General features: G+C 44.2%; 18 protein-coding genes. 3 read left to right on the top strand and 15 right to left on the bottom strand.

The features are described 5' to 3' along the window. From MHB71_RS10300 to MHB71_RS10320, 5 genes are all read right to left on the bottom strand, one after another. Complete coding sequence (locus MHB71_RS10300) at nucleotides 1-1,482, bottom strand: sugar ABC transporter ATP-binding protein (RefSeq protein WP_340029500.1); 1,482 nt, start codon at nucleotides 1,480-1,482, stop codon at nucleotides 1-3. A 14-nt stretch (nucleotides 1,483-1,496) separates the two neighbouring features. Continuing rightward, complete coding sequence (gene rbsD, locus MHB71_RS10305; protein WP_017688515.1) at nucleotides 1,497-1,898, bottom strand: D-ribose pyranase; 402 nt, start codon at nucleotides 1,896-1,898, stop codon at nucleotides 1,497-1,499. Continuing rightward, a complete protein-coding gene (gene rbsK / locus MHB71_RS10310) occupies nucleotides 1,898-2,776 on the bottom strand; it encodes a ribokinase (RefSeq protein ID WP_036615980.1) in 879 nt (292 codons plus the stop codon). The genes rbsD and rbsK overlap by 1 nt, the downstream gene beginning before the upstream one ends. Beyond that, a complete protein-coding gene (locus MHB71_RS10315) occupies nucleotides 2,769-3,758 on the bottom strand; it encodes a LacI family DNA-binding transcriptional regulator (RefSeq protein ID WP_036615983.1) in 990 nt (329 codons plus the stop codon). Before MHB71_RS10315 ends, rbsK begins: the two co-directional genes overlap by 8 nt. Before the next feature lie 311 nt (nucleotides 3,759-4,069). Continuing rightward, nucleotides 4,070-4,477: a cupin domain-containing protein gene (locus MHB71_RS10320; protein ID WP_340029501.1), complete on the bottom strand. Its 408-nt coding sequence runs from the start codon at nucleotides 4,475-4,477 to the stop codon at nucleotides 4,070-4,072. A gap of 200 nt (nucleotides 4,478-4,677) precedes the next feature. On the opposite strand from MHB71_RS10320, the gene MHB71_RS10325 reads away from it, so the two are divergent. Both MHB71_RS10325 and MHB71_RS10330 read left to right on the top strand, forming a co-directional pair. Beyond that, on the top strand, nucleotides 4,678-5,238 hold the full coding sequence (locus tag MHB71_RS10325) for a TetR/AcrR family transcriptional regulator (protein ID WP_340030159.1): 561 nt from the start codon (nucleotides 4,678-4,680) through the stop codon (nucleotides 5,236-5,238). A gap of 159 nt (nucleotides 5,239-5,397) precedes the next feature. After that, nucleotides 5,398-6,366 carry a DMT family transporter gene (locus MHB71_RS10330; RefSeq protein ID WP_340020354.1) on the top strand — a complete coding sequence of 323 codons (969 nt, stop codon included), beginning with the start codon at nucleotides 5,398-5,400 and terminating at the stop codon, nucleotides 6,364-6,366. 101 nt (nucleotides 6,367-6,467) lie between these two features. Here the strand turns inward: MHB71_RS10330 and MHB71_RS10335 are convergent, their stop codons facing one another. The 9 genes from MHB71_RS10335 to MHB71_RS10375 all read right to left on the bottom strand — a co-directional run bounded on the left by MHB71_RS10335 (nucleotide 6,468) and on the right by MHB71_RS10375 (nucleotide 14,703). Next, the gene (locus tag MHB71_RS10335) at nucleotides 6,468-7,610 is read right to left on the bottom strand and encodes a DUF4309 domain-containing protein (RefSeq protein WP_340029502.1); all 1,143 of its coding nucleotides are present in this window, start codon (nucleotides 7,608-7,610) and stop codon (nucleotides 6,468-6,470) included. 296 nt (nucleotides 7,611-7,906) lie between these two features. Beyond that, on the bottom strand, nucleotides 7,907-9,040 hold the full coding sequence (locus MHB71_RS10340) for a serine hydrolase domain-containing protein (RefSeq protein ID WP_340029503.1): 1,134 nt from the start codon (nucleotides 9,038-9,040) through the stop codon (nucleotides 7,907-7,909). A gap of 331 nt (nucleotides 9,041-9,371) precedes the next feature. Further along, on the bottom strand, nucleotides 9,372-9,956 hold the full coding sequence (locus MHB71_RS10345; RefSeq protein ID WP_047842928.1) for a nitroreductase: 585 nt from the start codon (nucleotides 9,954-9,956) through the stop codon (nucleotides 9,372-9,374). 31 nt (nucleotides 9,957-9,987) lie between these two features. After that, nucleotides 9,988-11,958, bottom strand: a complete 1,971-nt coding sequence (locus MHB71_RS10350) for an AraC family transcriptional regulator (RefSeq protein ID WP_340029504.1) — start codon at nucleotides 11,956-11,958, stop codon at nucleotides 9,988-9,990. Between the two features lie 181 nt (nucleotides 11,959-12,139). Next, nucleotides 12,140-12,334 (bottom strand): hypothetical protein, encoded by a 195-nt coding sequence (locus MHB71_RS10355; RefSeq protein WP_245838061.1) that lies wholly within the window; start codon nucleotides 12,332-12,334, stop codon nucleotides 12,140-12,142. Nucleotides 12,335-12,472: 138 nt separating this feature from the next. Continuing rightward, entirely contained in the window at nucleotides 12,473-12,787 is a 315-nt protein-coding gene (locus MHB71_RS10360; protein ID WP_076327621.1) for a multidrug efflux SMR transporter, read from the bottom strand. A 3-nt stretch (nucleotides 12,788-12,790) separates the two neighbouring features. Next, entirely contained in the window at nucleotides 12,791-13,132 is a 342-nt protein-coding gene (locus tag MHB71_RS10365; RefSeq protein ID WP_076327622.1) for a multidrug efflux SMR transporter, read from the bottom strand. Between the two features lie 251 nt (nucleotides 13,133-13,383). Beyond that, a complete protein-coding gene (locus MHB71_RS10370; protein ID WP_036670902.1) occupies nucleotides 13,384-14,256 on the bottom strand; it encodes a YitT family protein in 873 nt (290 codons plus the stop codon). Between the two features lie 90 nt (nucleotides 14,257-14,346). Next, entirely contained in the window at nucleotides 14,347-14,703 is a 357-nt protein-coding gene (locus MHB71_RS10375) for a MerR family transcriptional regulator (RefSeq protein WP_338708803.1), read from the bottom strand. A 111-nt stretch (nucleotides 14,704-14,814) separates the two neighbouring features. Between MHB71_RS10375 and MHB71_RS10380 the strand changes: the two genes are divergently transcribed. Next, complete coding sequence (locus MHB71_RS10380; RefSeq protein ID WP_338708802.1) at nucleotides 14,815-15,588, top strand: SDR family NAD(P)-dependent oxidoreductase; 774 nt, start codon at nucleotides 14,815-14,817, stop codon at nucleotides 15,586-15,588. Nucleotides 15,589-15,783: 195 nt separating this feature from the next. Here MHB71_RS10380 and nspC read toward each other — a convergent pair whose 3' ends face one another. Next, complete coding sequence (gene nspC / locus MHB71_RS10385) at nucleotides 15,784-16,911, bottom strand: carboxynorspermidine decarboxylase (RefSeq protein ID WP_100526213.1); 1,128 nt, start codon at nucleotides 16,909-16,911, stop codon at nucleotides 15,784-15,786.

Here is a 16,911-nt window from a genome sequence, read left to right on the forward strand (position 1 = left end):
TCACTGTCCCCCTGTGGCCAATGTCATAATGTGTTCTTGTGTTGCTACTTCCCTTGCAACCTCGCCACTGATGTGTCCCTCATGCACAACCGCGATCCGGTCACTCATGCCAATCACTTCAGGTAGCTCCGACGATACCATGATGATTGCAACGCCGCGGTCAGTCAGTTCATTCATCAATTCATAGATTTCGCGCTTCGCCCCGACATCCACTCCGCGGGTAGGTTCATCCAGGATAAGCACGCTTGGTCCGATACCAACCCATTTCGCGATAACTACCTTCTGCTGGTTACCCCCGGATAGATTCCTTGCCGCCGTCTCGGAGGACTGCGTTTTGATCTGTAGACGTTTGATCAGTGTATCTACGAAGTCTTGTTCTTTTGAAGTTGAGATGAAACCTTTGTTTGAGAAACTGAACAGATTTGGCAACGCCATATTCTCGCGAATAGAGAAGTCTAATACCAGCCCTTCATCCTTGCGGTCTTCTGTAATAAACCCGATTCCATGTTTCACTGCATCTGCCGGTTTACGAATGTTCGCTTTTTTGCCGCGGATGAAGATTTCACCGCTATCCAACGTATCCAAACCAAAGATGGTTCTCATGATCTCTGTTCGTCCAGAACCCATGAGTCCTGAGAAACCGAGTATTTCCCCCGCTCTCACGGTGAAGTTAATATTCTCGAATAGACCTTTGCTACTTGCATTCCTTACTTCGAGGACAACTTCACCATAAGAAGGATTCCGGACAGGATAACGCTCGGTAAGTTCACGACCTACCATTTTCCGCACCACTTCATCAAAGCTTGTCTGCGGAATAGCTTGTGTGTCTACCGTTCTTCCGTCACGCATGATGGTGATCCGGTCACAGATCGTGAATATCTCCTCCATTCGGTGAGAAATATAGACGATGGATACGCCTTCCTTCTTCAGCGAGCTGATTACACCAAACAGCTTCTGGATCTCACGCTCCGTAAGTGCTGCTGTTGGTTCATCCATAATGATGACCTTGGCATCTGTCATTAGCGCTTTGGCAATCTCGATCATCTGTTGCTGCCCGACAGAGCACTCTCCCGCAGGACGTTCCAGTGGTATGTCTACGGAAAGCTTGGCGAACTGTTCTTTGGCAAGCGCTTTCATTTGTCTTGTGTTGAGCAATCCGAATGATGATGTCAGTTCCTTACCAATAAAGAGATTATCCAGCACCGTCATTTCAGGCCATACGTTCAGCTCCTGATGTATGAATGTGATCCCCAGTTTCTCGGCTTCCTTTGGACTTGCAAAATAGTTTTCTTCTCCGTCTATGGTGATGGTTCCCTGATCACGCTGATGAAGACCAATCAGGATGTTCATCAGTGTGGATTTGCCGGCTCCATTCTCCCCCATCAGGGCATGAACTTCACCATCCTTTAGTTCAAAATCCACTCCGCTCAGCACCTGATTCGTTCCAAACGCTTTATAAATGTCTTGCATCTGAATGTGCATTACGCAACCTCCCTTTAACCGAAATGGACTCCCGATTGTAAAATGCAATTGGCATAAGGTGTGGCTTCACCTGTGCGGATAACAGCTTTCACCTGCCGTGTTAATGCTTTGAATTGTTCGTGGCTGACGGAAGCATCGATTGCTTCTACCCCGAATTTCTCTGTGATGAATTGCATGGCTACGGGATTGCCTTCGCAAATCTCTTCAGCCACAATGACTTTCTCAATGACCATATCTTCAGCGATCGCTTCCACCACTTCGCGAAAACTTGGTGTTCCCAGTTTGAGGGCCAGATCAATTTTGAGTACCCCGTCCGGTACCGGCAGACCTGCATCCGCAATCGCAATCATGTCCGTATGGCCCAGATCCGACAAAATCTTGGAAATGTGACTATTCAACATGCCATTTCTTTTCATTACAAGCTCTCCTCTACTTCATCACGCGTCGGCATGCCACCCTGCGCTCCGAACTTGGTGACGGACAACGATGCAGCCCGATTGGCGAAGCGTATACTCTCTTGTAACGCTTTTCCTTCAGCCAAAGCAACTGCAAATGCGGCGTTGAACGTATCACCTGCCCCAGTAGTATCAACAGCCTCAACTTTATAAGTTGGGACTAGAATTTCGTCAGTGCCATCAAAGTACCGTACACCTTTACTGCCCTCCGTGATGAACAACTTGTTTGGATACTGACGTAATGCCTGTGCCGGACTCATGCCCTGAAACAAAATCTCAGCTTCATGCTCGTTCGGCGTGATATATGCAGCGTTGTCGATCACTTCTTGCGGCAATGTTCTCGCCGGAGCGGGATTAAGCAGCAGCGGTGTTCCGAATTCTGCACACAATGCACTCACATGCACAACCGTTTCCTCCGGAATTTCCTGCTGAATTAATACGATATCTGCATCGCGGATCACTTCAGCTGCTTCATCGACATATGCAGGAGTGACTTCCCGATTCGCCGCTTCAACCACTACGATACTATTATCACCTTCTGCCAGAATGATATGAGCCGTTCCACTTTCTAAATGTGTAACCGGTTTCACATTTTGCGTATTTACAGCATTTGCTCTAAAGTTCTCTACAATATCTTTGCCAAAAGCATCGTCGCCTACCCGACCGATCATCGCAACCTCGGCACCCAGTCGTGCAGCGGCAACAGCCTGATTGGCTCCTTTGCCACCAGGAACCGTTTTGAAGCTATCGCCAAGAACGGTTTCACCCGCCCCCGGCCGTCTTGACGAAGTAACAACCAGATCCATTGAACTGCTTCCAATTACACATATTTTAGCCATCTGATCTCACCTTTCTCGTAGTGCCCCGTTCGATGAAACTTACGGGCAACTGTATGTTTTTATTCTCTATTGCAGCTTGTTCCACAAGCTGGATAAGTAATCCCGCCGCTTCTCTTCCCATCTCGTATGCTGGCTGACGGATGGTGGACAATGCCGGCGATAACAGGCTGCTCATCGGAATATCATCGAAACCAATCACTTGTACGTCATCAGGAACCTTTCTTCCGATTCGTGATGCCTCATGCAGTACTGCCATGGCTGCGATGTCATTGCTCGCAATGACCCCGTCTGTGTCCGCATATTTCCTGAATAATTCTTCAGCCCATACACCTGCCTCGTTAATTGAAAATGAGGTCGTCTGGATCACCCGGTAGTCTAACCCAGCATCACGGATGATTTCAATCGCCCCTTCAAAACGATCCTGAGCGGGTCTGATCTGTGACGGTCCCTGCATAACTGTGATCCGGCGACTGCCGCGTTTGATAATCTCCCTTGCAGCTAGTCTTCCACCTTCCCTGCCATCCGCATACACGGATGGACGATCCAGTGAAGTTCTGTCCAGAAACACAACGGGAATCTTCAGTTTTTCATATATCGAAGAATGAGGGTAGTTCGTTGAAGAGATCACACCTACCACGTTGTTCTGGATAAACGTCTGGATGTAATCCTGCTCCTTCCGTTCATCCTCGTCACTATTTCCAAATATCAGTCTGTAATCCTGCTCCTGCATCCGGTCCTCTACGCCGCGGGCTAACTGCGGGAAGTAAGGGTTCGTAATATCCGGCAACAACAGGCCAATCAGTTTGGACTTGCGTTTATATAATGAGCGGGCCACTTCATTTGGTGAAAAGTTAAGCGCCTTCACTGCATCTTCCACTTTTTTGCGTGTGTCCGCATGAACATAACCTCTATCATTAATGACCCTGGATACGGTGGCTACAGATACGCCAGCCAGTTGAGCTACGTCTTTAATTGTTGTCATAAGTTGCTCTCCTCTATGTGTAACCGGTTACAGACATTAAATTATCATATTATTTTCAATTTGACAAGCGTTTTCATTCTGGAAATTTCTCCAAGTATACATAAAGTGCACTGGAATCCATCTATTTCATGGTTTTCTCCTGTCAGGGAGATCGTTACTTCATAGACGCAAAGAGGCCATCACTCAATTAAAACTCAGAGTGATGGCACCCAGATCAACATAAAATCAGCAATCTCGCTGAACTTAATTAGCCTTTAATTTAACAAATTAGATAATAACATTTTCGAATAAATCAATTTATAGCGTTTATTTTACAACTCCCCGTATACTTCATCTGTCACTGGTTCCAACCATTCCGGTGTACCCGCAGTGATCGCAATGTGTTCAAACCAACTATCTTTAGCGGCCCCATGCCAGTGTTTTACACCATCATGAGTCACAATAACATCGCCGGCTTTGAGGGATTGGGCAGGTTTTCCTTCTTCCTGATACCAACCTTCCCCACCAGTCACTAACAACAGCTGAAATCCACCACGATGGATATGCCAGTTATTTCTGCATCCCGGTTCAAACGTTACATTCCCAACACCCACTTTCACTTTGGGATCAGCAACCAAGGATTGGAGATAACTTTGCCCTATGAAATATTGCGAAAATGCTTCGTTTTTTTCTCCTACCGGGAATATCACTCCATCTTTAACTTCTTCATGTTTAACCATTTTATTTCCTCCAATGCGCTCTTATTGATTAATGCGTCCTGCTCCTATGTTGACCTAAAAGTGATTACACACATACGTGCGATATCGCACATTCGTGTATAATATAAAATAATTGCACTGCCTCTGCAAGGATCAAATGAACTCGATCTGTGTCTTATGGCGCAAGAAGACAACATTTGTCCAATTACTCTCTGGAAAGAATGGTGATTACTATCGTTTCTATCACAGATCGAAGAATACTTAAGTCTCAGGAAGCGATCACATCCGCTTTTATCAAACTCATGAACGAGAAACCTTTTGATACCATTACGATGCAAGATATCTCTGATCATGCAAATGTCGGCCGCAGAACGATATACCATCACTATTCGGACAAATTTGACTTGCTGGATAAATTAATTGAAGAACATATTGATGAACTAAGGAGATTGTGCAAGGAAGCATCGGATCTGGATTTTATAGAAAGCAATGTACTTTGGTTCGATTATTTTGAAGTTCACTATTCATTTTTCTCGGCTATGTTACTGAGTAAAGGAGCCCCTTTTTTCCGCAATCGCTTCCTGGCTCTTGTCATTGAAGAACTGAAAGATGAGGTGAATGTGACGGAGGGGAAAAATAAAGGACTAACAAAAGAAGTGATTCTCACGTTCTTTGGTACAGCAATCGTTGGTATCGTGGAATCCTATTTCACCAATGGATTACCCCGGCAACCTCATATTGTCGCAGAACAAGTAGGGATTTTACTAGAAAGGAATCTATAACATAGACTCCTCATGAACCGTTCCTTCTTTTAATCAGACCACCTGAGGAGCGGATTATTAATTATCATTACAAAGATTAGCGATATGTGATATGGTCAGTGAGGATATTAATAGATTCATACATACATATGTACATGAAATGTGAGGAGAAGATCGAAAGTGATAGAGAGAAATACCCTTGAGAAACCGAGTAAATTTAGTGATCCCATTTTTGTCATGCTCGTGGCAAGCCTGTGTTGCTTGTTATGGGGAAGTGCGTACCCATCCATCAAACTTGGATATATCGCGTTTAACATTCTGCCGGAAGATATTGCTTCCAAGTATGTATTTGCAGGATACCGGTTTACACTGGCGGGCTTGCTGCTCTTGCTCCTGTCTCGTATCGTTAGAAAAGAGAAGCTCCAATTATCCAAGCCGCAGTGGACCAGCCTCATCATGCTAGGTATATTGCAAACGGGTTTGCAATATATGTTTTTCTACGTCGGCGTAGCCAATACAACGGGTGTCAAAGGCTCCATTATGAACGCTACTACAACCTTTTTCAGTGTTGTTCTGGCCCATTTCATCTATAAAAACGACAAATTAAGCAGAAATAAAATCGTTGGTTGCTTGCTTGGATTCGTTGGTGTAATCATCGTAAACTTCCATACGGATCTGCTTGCTTTTTCCTTTTCATTCACAGGGGAAGGATTCGTTATTATAGCGGCACTTGTTTTTTCCGTTACAGCCCTTTACGCAAAACGTCTCACCGCCACCATCGATGTTCTGATCATAACAGGTGTCAGCTTATTCGTCGGGGGACTGGTACTTACGCTGTTAGGTCTATCACTCGGCGGTCGGGTCACCCATTTCACCCTGGAATCCACCAGTAACTTAATCTACCTGGCTTTGCTGTCATCTGTCGCATTTTGTCTATGGAATATGCTTCTCAAGTACAACAAGGTCGGAAGAGTGTCTGTCTACAACTTCCTTATCCCTGTGTTTGGCGCTTTATTATCAGCGTTATTTCTGGGGGAAACGATCTTGGAACTGAAAAATCTGGTCGCATTACTGTTCGTGTCAGTCGGCATTTATTTAGTCAATCGTGTACGTTCTGTGCAAAGCTCTAATAACACTCCAATGAAATAGACTACGCGTCCCAATTTTTTGGATAACAAAAAAAGCCGCTAATTAGCGGCTTTTCATATAAGTTCGTATACGAATACGTTCAGTTCTCGCTATGTTATACCTTAATATATATTCGTAAAGTCAATTAAGTCTTCTTCTTCCAAATAATTAAAAACTATAGTGTGCTTACCCAGCTCATATTCCATCTCATAACCACCCACAACTTCATTATAATATTCCGAGGCGGGTTTTCCCATCCATCGTTTCACATTCCATGGTGAGAGATACTGCTTTTCATTGTAAAGCTGGATAACCGCAATACGTGATTTCTTGCTAAGCTCGTGCATGTATGAATCAAACCCGATGCCGAATTTAGAATAATAATAGTACGCTCCCCATTCCCCGTTTGAACGAGAATTGGGTTTCCCCAATTTTTTTTGCATTGCTTGAAGCGTCATACCAATCTTGATGTCCGTCCGGCCTGGCAACACACCCTTTAAAGCGGCTTCCTTCAGGCTTTTCAGGTAAGCGCGATCGCCAACACCCGAGTTCGGCCAATCTCTTGAAAGAAGGTTACGCGTATCTTCCAACCGCATTTCCAATTTATTCACATTCAACTTAAACGTATCAACCCCATAGACGAATTGAAGGTTGTTGTAATTTTTGAACTGCACTCGGGCACCTGAAAGAGTACGGATTCCATCATCTCTGCTTGCAGAGTAGGAATCGTCGATTTTTTTTCCCTTATTATCGACATATGTTACACGGCGCAATTCCCCGGAACGAACAATATACGTTTTCACCTCATTGAAATTAGAAGTTCCCCAATCGGTGATCATCAGCATGTCTGGTGTACTAGCCTCTTTGCTTTTCACAACAAAGTTCCAGGTTTGAGGCAAAATAATCGTACTCATATCCAGTTTTGCTGCCTGAACAGTTCCGTATGCTGCACCTTTTTTCAGCAAGGCTGCACGATACGTGCCTGAATAACTCTTGTCGCCTTTTTTATTGTTTGTCCAACCATTTTCTTCGGTTAGTGTACTCTTCTGTTCATCATAAGCAAAAATATAAACGGTGTAAGCCGTTTGCTTGGCATCACGAAGCGTAAATGAAAGCCGGCTCATACTTTCGAGCTGTTTGGCGGAGATTTGCTCTCCTTTGGCAGCGGCATTAGGTGGTAGCAGAAGCAATGCGCTCAGAACATAGGCGATTAAGGTAAGTAAGGCCAGAGAAGCCCATTTTGCATTGTGTTTAGGGTGTATCATCGATGACTCTCCTTTGAGTAAAAAAATAAAAATCTAACATCGCTTTTCTAATATTAAACCGTGCACAATCTCAACATTCAAACAGGTACTTGCTAGAGTATAATCTTGATCAAACTATGTAATGAATTTAAGTTCATGTTCAATAAGCATATCCTCCTACTAGTACTATTTTCCTAAGAATGATAACATACCCTTTCTAATAAAGAAATAACAAACTAATTAATAGATTTCGACTCATATAACATAAAAAAGCCGCTATTTAGCGGCTCTTCAAGTAACTTCGAATACGATATGATTTACAGGCAGGAGTATACCACATTTCGTAAGCGTCGTTGAACGTACGGCTCCTGACTGTTCAGCAGGTGCTGTGCATACATGACTGTAAGCTCTGAATCCGGATCAATAATAGCCATACAACCAGCAGCGCCGCTCCATCCAAATTCGCCAATTGGACTCAGTGAGCCGCTTCCTGCTTTGGAGATATGTGTGCGAACACCCAGTCCATAGCCGTATCCATACATATGATCCCAGGAATAATCAGCACGAGTCATCTCGTTCAGGTGGTCCGTTCGCATCAGTTCCACTGAAGCTTGTGACAGAATGCGCACGCCTTCGGGACTCGTACCATGCCCAGTAAGCGCGTTCAGAAAACGTGCATAATCGCTAACGGTTGATAGCAACCCTGCACCGCCGCTTTCCAGCTCCGTACCCACACGGAATCCATTGCCGTCCAAACGTACAGCCTTTTCAAGCTCATCATTGTAAGCATACTGTGGAATCAGGCGTGTCTGCTGCTCATCGTTCAGATTAAACGCTGTATCGTTCATGCCAAGGGGCCCGGTGATTTCGTCCCGCAGATACGTACCAAAGCGTTTGCCACTTACCACTTCCACCAAGGCTCCCAGCACATCATGGCACATGCTGTAATTCCAGTGTGTCCCTGGTTCAAACAGCAACGGTTCTTTCGCAAGCGCTCTCGCGAAGTCGCGTGTTGGCAATGTTCCATCGGTTCTTTTTACAGCTTCTTGAATGCTTGGACAACCAACGTCATACGAGAACCCGGCAGTCATGGTGAACAAATCACGTACGGTAATGGCTCTTGTCGCCTTTTCCAGTCGGATCTCCCCGTTCGGCATCGTTTTCTTAACCGTCATCTCAGCGTACTCTGGCAGATAATCAGATAAGGGATCGCTTAACAGCATTGCCCCTTTCTCCACCAGTTGCAGCCCTGCCACGCAAGTCATAATTTTGGTCATGGAGTATAGATTGAAGATCGCTCCATCACCGATAGGTGTTTTCTCTTCCAGATTGGCGTATCCATTACGATAATGGAAAACGGTATCATTTCGATGCATCACCAGCACCTCTGCCCACGGTACACGCCAGGATGTAATGCGGTCAATAAATGAAGCAAGCGGTTTAAAGTCCATTTTTTCCCGTCCTTCTATGTAAAATCGTTTATCATTTTGCGATGTGGTACATGTTCCCTCCCACAATCGACATATTATTAATATACGACCTTTTACAACGATTGACTACCACCTATATGGCCTCAACCATCCATTTATTGACCGCCGAATTTGTATTACATTTCGTTCATGATTTGGCAGGCAGTGTGAGATAACGTTAATCAGAAACAGTTTGAACTCCTCAATGTCTGACATCCAATCAACATCGATATTCAATTATGCAAAAAAGCCGCTATGTTCGCGGCTTACAATGAGTTCGTTTCACAGCTCGGAACCGTATGAAGTATCACTACTACTGTACTTCTGCTCTTGCCGTGGAGACAAAGGTCATCAATTCTTCTACGGGTGTGCGAGGACGAGGTTTGGGAACCTTGTTTGTATCAAAATACCCCAGATGAAGTGTGCCAACAATTCTCTCCCCTGGTCTCACACCGGTCTTGAAGTAGAAATCAGGATCGAAATTATATTCATTTGTCTTCCACACTACGCCGATATCCTGCTCCCATGCCAGGAGTTGAATATTTTGAATAAGGGCAGCACTAGCCCCCACAGCATCTTCCCATACCCGTTGTCTCGGATCAGCCTCAATCACAACCAGCAGATGGGCTTGGATAGATTCGCAATAGTCCTTTTGCAACTTCTCTGTCCAGCGCTCCCGCTCATCTTTGGAAAACGTATGTAGCACCGCATCAGCAAATTGCTTCCGACCTTCTTCTACAAATAATATGAAGCGCCATGGCTCTTTACGGGAATGAACAGGTGCCCACACGGCCGCTTCCAGCAAGTGCATGATCGTTTCTTTGGCCAGCGGTTTGCCATTGAACTGACGAATGGTTCTTCGTTCACGAATGAGCTTCTCTACGACGGACGTTTCCATATGCATTAATCCTCCTGTCTAGTTTCCTTATTTATTGGGTAAGGAAATTTACCGCTTCGTCGATAATCTTGCTCTGTCCAATGGGTCCTCCCGGACCTTGGAACCACAAGCCGTAGTCAACGATGTAGACATTGTTGTTTTTAACAGCATTCAGGCTTTTCCACACTGCTGTTTTTTGCAATTCTGTCGTTTCATTCTCGTCTGATGACAACAGGAAAATATGATCGGGATTAATCGATGGTAACGACTCCATGGAGATTACTTTCATTGAATCTGTCGGGTCAGGTATGGATACAGGAGGTGTCAGGCCTAGATCGTCGTACAGAACCTCATAGTTTCTTTTACTGTAATAACGCACTTCTTTATCGGATAAACGCAGGAACATCACGGTCTCGTCTCCGATGGATTGCTTGATTTTCTCACGGGCTTCTGCAGCTTTCTTTTCGTATTCTTCAATGACCTGTTTGGCCTGATCCGTCTTCCCTAACATATCTCCCATATGTAACAGGCTTGTCTTCATACGAATAATACCTTGCTCGTCCTGCAGCTTCTCTGCCAGCAAGGTAGGCGCAATTTTGCTGAGGCTGTCATAGGCATCACTCATGAAATCCTGACCGATAATCAGGTCTGGCTCTGCCGCCAATATGCTTTCGTAGTTGGGATCAACCTGCCAGCCCAGATTTTCTTTTCCTTGTAGTTGATCGGACAGGTAGGTAGGAAACTGATCACTCCCCTCCTCATTACTGGATGCTGCCTGGGGTACAATACCGAGTGCTAACAAATAGTCAGTTGCAGCCGGGAACAACGAAATAATATGCTGAGGATCACCTTTGATGACAGTTTCTCCCCAAGGATGTTTAACAACACGCTCCTGTACTGCTGATTCGGTGGATTGCGCGACTTCGGTGGTTGGAGCATTGTTACCGCTTGTTCCATTACTGCTTGTTGCTGAACTGCCCTGAGAAGGGGAACAGGCTGATATTAATAATGTAAGGCTGAGCATCAAAAGCAATGCAACGGGTTTTCTCGATCTCATAGATGTAAGTGATTCTCCTTTTGAGTTGTATTGATAATAATTATCATCATCAATAGGATCATAACCGCGATGCATGGGACTGACAATGGACAATTCTGATTCTTGGATAGCATTATTCTGACCGGTTGGCAGGGCGATACATTTTTGTTTGAACCGACCTGGTGAAAGGCCAACATGCTTTTTAAATAAACGATTAAAATAGATCACATCTGGAATGCCGATTGCCTCGGCAATCTTCTGAAGAGATGCATCTGTGTGCAACAGTAGCTCCTTGGCTTTGTACATCCGTATCCGAGTTAAATAGGTAATCAGACTGCTGCCTGTCTCTTTCTTGAACGTTCTCGACAGATGCCCTGCACTGCAATCCAGAAGTTCTGCGAGCGGATCGACCATAACGGGCAACATGTAGTTCTCTTGAAGATAACGAACGGCTTGAGCTACCAGATCGGGCTTGGCAGTCTCAATTCCTTGTGCACTTAACTGCCTCATTAATTCATTAATAAATTGATAAAATAACGTCTTTACCTGAAATTTCGAGAACGCATCCGTCCGTTCCCAATGTTGCTCTATTCTTTGGACTTTATCATATAAGTCAATGGGATAGCTTGGGGCGAAAGCATATTGCACGTGAAACGGGACATGTTGCCTGAGCAGAGCTTGATTCTCACGAGTATTGGATAACGACAAATTAGCCCGATAAAACATCAAATAAAATTCGAATGAATCCTCGTTCAGGGAAATATTCATCCATACCCCCTTGCCTCCATGTAAGACTTGCATCTGATCGATCGCGTACATCGTGTCATCCAGCGTAATCGTTGCATTGCCGCGAACTGTATATATAAAACCGCTAATTGGAAATCGATAGGCATGGATGGGTTCGCCAGCGCGCACGACGACGTGACGCACTTCCCATATTTTAATTGAGGCCAGATTCCATAACTTCACATGCTCTTCTACGTGCATCTCTTCCTTCACCTTCCACAACCCATTAAGTTAGCAAAACATCAGCAAAATCAGCGGATATTTTCACTTTTCTCCATTCTATCGATAATCATTCTCAACTACAACATATATCTTCCTATTCGATAAAATGCTACGCACGAATAAGCCGATCCATGAAAGGATCGGCTTATGTTGTAACGTTTTAAACTTCGCCGCGTCTGTTCTCAACCGATTTCATACGGTTTTGATCATCTGGTACCCGGTCAACACTGAACTCTTGACCAGCTTCAACCTCACCATGACCTGAAATATTCCGCGAAAAATTAGTAAACTGTCTTTTTTGATCATCCAGTTCATGTTTTTGCTTCAAAAGCTCTTGCGGGTCCTGCTTTGTCACTATGCTAACCTCCCATACATACTTGAAGTCATGCAATTTAATTCGTACTACAGAAGTTTTCCATAAGAGAGCTGTACTTATGCATGAATATAGATGAGATGGATATCGTTCCGTTGTTAATGCAGCTAATTTATCCAGTTAAGAGACTAGTTTCAATCCCACAATACTGACAATAATCCCACTAACGATAGCCAATTTCTTTGCATTTTTGGGCTCTTTGAATACATACATCCCTAATAGTACACTGCCCGATGCCCCAATACCTGTCCAGATTCCATAACCAATGCTGATTGGTATCTCTCTCAAAGACAGGGAAAGAAAAATGAAACTTAATCCCAGAAACATAGCGAACATCAATGTATGTTTCAATTTGGTGAATCCATCTGAAAGTTTCAGAAATATTACACCGCCAACTTCAAATAAACCAGCTAAGATCAAGAAAAGCCAACTCATATTCTATACACCCGCCTTTGGTTTAGGTTCATTGGATACAAATTTCAGACCGATGATGCAACTGATTAATATCATGACCAGCACGATTTTGATTGCACTTACGGAGTCCCCCAAAAAAATCATTCCCACAATTGCGGTTCCAAATGAACCAAGTCCGGTAAACACCGCATAAGCCGTTGATACAGGAAGTACTTTAGTGGATTTTGCAAAGAAGTAGAAGCTGCCAATCATTAAAATAACCGTGGGGATTACGATCTCGATTTTCGAAAAACCATCGGAGAATGACAAACCTAATGCCCAACCTACCTCTAAAATCCCTCCAAGAATAAGGAATAACCACGCCATAAAACATTCTCCTCTTCTGCATTCATGTTGTTGTTTTGTAATCAACATTCACATTCAATAATGATAGTAACTTGTATCATTTGATATAATAATAAACCATCTTTATTTTATTTGCAAATTTAAATATTCGTATCAAACTAATAAGAAAATCCGCCTGTTGAAACTCCAAGTTACGCTGTGGACATACAAAAAAAGCCAACCAGAAGTTCCTGGTTGACCAACTACGTATAAGTTAATTTTGTTTTTCGGAATCAGTGAATATCTTTCTTTTTGAAATTGCCGCCTCTCACTTCAGCTACATCGTATACCACTACAAAAGCAGTTGGGTCAATTTCGTGAATGATATCTTTAATTTTACTCTCTTCCATCCGGTTAATGACACAAGTAATTTCCTTGAATTGCTCATTAGAGTAGCCACCGTAAGCCTCGGTATACGTTGCTCCACGGCCTAAACGGTCCCGAATGGTTTCAACCATAATCTCAGGTTGATTCGTAATAATTTTAAACGTTTTGGAGCCGCTCAAGCCCTCTTCAACAATATGTATTACTTTAGAAGCAATAAAATACGCAAGTCCTGACAAGATCGCGCCTTGCAGACCAAACACGGTAGAAACGACAATAAATACAAACATGTTGAGGAACAGGATGAGATCACTGGTTCCAAAAGGTACTTTTCGCGAAAGGAGTACAGCCAGCATATCTATGCCATCCAAGGCCCCGCCATTACGTAATGCAAGTCCCATACCAAAACCGATGATAATCCCGCCGACAACCGTAACAAGCAAGGTATCACCTTCAATGATGGTTGGTACATGATGCATCAGACTGGTGCTGATTGCAAGTGAAGCAATACCGATGATCGAATATAACGCAAAGCTTTTTCCGATTTGTTTGTACCCGAGCCACACAAATGGAATGTTAATAATCCCGATGAGCATCCCCAGTGGTAATCCGAACAGCTGTGATCCTACGATACTCAGACCTGTGACACCACCATCTGAGACATTATTCGGGATCAATATGGCTTCCAGGCCATATGCCGTTATAAATCCCCCAATGATAATCAATAATACTTTGGAGAGGATCTTTAACTTGTTTGACTTTTGTTTTCTGTTTTGATGCATTGCATTTCCCCCTTGATGAACAACCGATAAAAAACAGTCTATAATAAAAATCACTGTTTTGGCAATAGATCGTCATTTGTGTGTGTTACTTCATTGTCCGATGAGCGCCCGATACGACGAAATTTTATGCTCAAGCATCTTATCTGCTGTGTTAAGTATGTGCATCTGTTTTTGAATCGACTCTTTATGCTCCTCCAGCAGCTTCAAACGATCCGCCGCCGTATGCTCCCCTTCCTGAAACAAGGACGCATACTTCTTAATGGTAGCAATGGGCATCTGAGTCTCTTTTAATTTAATTACAAATTGCAGCCACTTCAGGTGTGACTCGTTGTACCGCCTGTCTCCACTGGCATCTCGGAGAGGAGTTACAATCTGTTCCTTCTCATAATAACGCAACGTATGTGCACTGATATGGAGTAATTCTGCAACTTCACCAATGGTATGCATGGTTAACCTCCCCTCCATTTTCCCGCTTGACTTAGAGTAAGCTCTAATCAGTATAATCAACTCGTGGTCACATCACAATAAAAAATGAAATCAGATCCAGGAGGAATTCCCATGAAATATACAGTGATTACCGGTGCCAGTTCAGGCATTGGATATGAAGCGGCTTTAGCTTTTGCAGCTCGTGGCAAAAATATGATTCTGGCAGCACGCAGAACCGATGAATTGGACAAGTTAAAAGCAAAAGTAGCTGAAATCAATCCTGATCTGGATGTTGTCATTCGTACAGTGGATCTGTCGATTGCCGCTAATGTGCATGAATTCTATGAGAGTCTTCAGTCTTACTCCATTGAGACGTGGATTAACAACGCCGGATTCGGAAATTTTGCTTCCGTGGGCGAACAACACCTGCCCAAGATTGAACAGATGCTTCATCTAAATATAGAAGCTCTTACGATTCTTTCTTCCCTGTATGTACGTGATTATGCAGATGTTGATGGCACACAGATCATTAATATCTCCTCTGGCGGTGGATATACGATTGTAGCCGATGCAGTAACCTACTGCGCAACCAAGTTCTATGTAAGTGCCTTTACCGAAGGACTTGCGCAAGAGTTAAAAGGTAAGAACGCAGCGATGCAAGCCAAAGTTCTCGCACCGGCTGCAACCGAGACTGAGTTTGCGAAACATTCCTTTAATGTAGACGAGTTTGAATATGAAGGCAGAGTTCCCAAGTTCCATACGGCGGAACAAATGGCTGGATTTTTGCTAGAGTTGTATGACAGTGAAAGTGTAGTCGGCATTGTGGATGGGTTGACGTATGACTTCGAACTAAGAGAACCGATCTTTCCATACGCTGCGAGAGCATCCTCGAAACCACAAAATTAATCCGAAACCGAATTCGAAACTGAACTCGAAACCGAATCACCGGAATACGGTTAGACATCATCTAACCCGGCTAATAAACATCATTAAATCTAATCGTTAAACTTCAGTTAACGTTAAAAAGGGAACCTGTCTGCAGGTTCCCTTCTTTGTATTTATAATCAATTCTATATTAATACTTACTATATAATGAAGTAATTATGCCAGCCTCATTTTGAAATCCTGATATCCGAATTCGCGAACAACTTCGCAATCGCCGTCTTTTCTTTTGACTGCAATCGCTGGAAGCGGCATGCCGTTGAAGGTGTTGGTTTTCACCATGGAGTAAATCGCCATGTCCTCGAATACCAGACGGTCGCCTTCTTGCAAAGGCTGATCGAATGAATAGTCCCCAATTACGTCACCAGACAGACAGGTTTGTCCACCAAGACGATACAGATGGGCTTTCTCGCCTACTTCTCCCGAACCGATCAGCGGCGGACGATATGGCATTTCCAGCACATCCGGCATATGACACGTAGCTGAAGTATCCAGAATAGCGATGTCCATACCGTTCTTATGGAAGTCCAGCACAGAGGTCACCAGATAACCCGCGTTCAGCGCAACAGCTTCTCCCGGCTCCAGATATACTTCCAGGCCATAATCGTTCTGCATACGCTTGATGCATGCTTCCAGTCTTGGAATATCATAATCTTCACGTGTGATATGGTGCCCACCACCGAAGTTGATCCATTCCATCTGCGGCAACCATTGTCCGAACTTCTCGACCACTGCATTCAGCGTAGTCTCCAGATCGTCGGAGTTTTGCTGACACAGTGTGTGGAAGTGCAGTCCGGAGACGCCTTCCAACAGGTCTGCATCGAAATCCTCCAGTTTCGCGCCAAAACGCGAACCCGGAGAACACGGATCGTAGATCTCATGTCCTTCTTGGGTAGAGCATTCAGGGTTGACGCGCAAGCCGACCTTACGGCCAGCTTGAAGCGCCTTATCCTTGAATTTTGCAAGCTGCGAAAATGAGTTGAAAATAATGTGGTCGCAGATGGAGATAATCTCGTCGATCTCTTCTGCGCGGTATGCTGGAGCAAAGACATGATTCTCTTTGCCCATTTCCTCATGGCCCAGACGCGCTTCATACAAACCGCTTGCCGTTGCACCGCTCAGGTATTCTCCAATCAGCGGATACATCGCAGTCATAGAGAATGCTTTTTGAGCCAGCACGATTTTGGCACCTGTACGCTGCATAACACCGTTCAGGATTTTCAGGTTTTTCTCAATAAGCGCCTCGTCAACAACAAAACATGGTGTCGGTAATTGCTCGAACCGCAT

The organism is Paenibacillus sp. FSL H7-0940 (genome assembly GCF_037979415.1).
In the GTDB taxonomy this organism is placed as follows: domain Bacteria; phylum Bacillota; class Bacilli; order Paenibacillales; family Paenibacillaceae; genus Paenibacillus; species Paenibacillus amylolyticus.

Excerpts from the sequence above, each read along its gene's own strand:
- MHB71_RS10300 (WP_340029500.1), bottom strand. The coding sequence starts at position 1,482 with ATGCACATTCAGATGCAAGACATTTATAAAGCGTTTGGAACGAATCAG.
- rbsD (WP_017688515.1), bottom strand. The coding sequence starts at position 1,898 with ATGAAAAGAAATGGCATGTTGAATAGTCACATTTCCAAGATTTTGTCG.
- rbsK (WP_036615980.1), bottom strand. The coding sequence starts at position 2,776 with ATGGCTAAAATATGTGTAATTGGAAGCAGTTCAATGGATCTGGTTGTT.
- MHB71_RS10315 (WP_036615983.1), bottom strand. The coding sequence starts at position 3,758 with ATGACAACAATTAAAGACGTAGCTCAACTGGCTGGCGTATCTGTAGCC.
- MHB71_RS10320 (WP_340029501.1), bottom strand. The coding sequence starts at position 4,477 with ATGGTTAAACATGAAGAAGTTAAAGATGGAGTGATATTCCCGGTAGGA.
- MHB71_RS10325 (WP_340030159.1), top strand. The coding sequence starts at position 4,678 with ATGGTGATTACTATCGTTTCTATCACAGATCGAAGAATACTTAAGTCT.
- MHB71_RS10335 (WP_340029502.1), bottom strand. The coding sequence starts at position 7,610 with ATGATACACCCTAAACACAATGCAAAATGGGCTTCTCTGGCCTTACTT.
- MHB71_RS10340 (WP_340029503.1), bottom strand. The coding sequence starts at position 9,040 with ATGGACTTTAAACCGCTTGCTTCATTTATTGACCGCATTACATCCTGG.
- MHB71_RS10345 (WP_047842928.1), bottom strand. The coding sequence starts at position 9,956 with ATGGAAACGTCCGTCGTAGAGAAGCTCATTCGTGAACGAAGAACCATT.
- MHB71_RS10350 (WP_340029504.1), bottom strand. The coding sequence starts at position 11,958 with ATGCACGTAGAAGAGCATGTGAAGTTATGGAATCTGGCCTCAATTAAA.
- MHB71_RS10360 (WP_076327621.1), bottom strand. The coding sequence starts at position 12,787 with ATGAGTTGGCTTTTCTTGATCTTAGCTGGTTTATTTGAAGTTGGCGGT.
- MHB71_RS10365 (WP_076327622.1), bottom strand. The coding sequence starts at position 13,132 with ATGGCGTGGTTATTCCTTATTCTTGGAGGGATTTTAGAGGTAGGTTGG.
- MHB71_RS10370 (WP_036670902.1), bottom strand. The coding sequence starts at position 14,256 with ATGCATCAAAACAGAAAACAAAAGTCAAACAAGTTAAAGATCCTCTCC.
- MHB71_RS10375 (WP_338708803.1), bottom strand. The coding sequence starts at position 14,703 with ATGCATACCATTGGTGAAGTTGCAGAATTACTCCATATCAGTGCACAT.
- MHB71_RS10380 (WP_338708802.1), top strand. The coding sequence starts at position 14,815 with ATGAAATATACAGTGATTACCGGTGCCAGTTCAGGCATTGGATATGAA.
- nspC (WP_100526213.1), bottom strand. The coding sequence starts at position 16,911 with ATGCGGTTCGAGCAATTACCGACACCATGTTTTGTTGTTGACGAGGCG.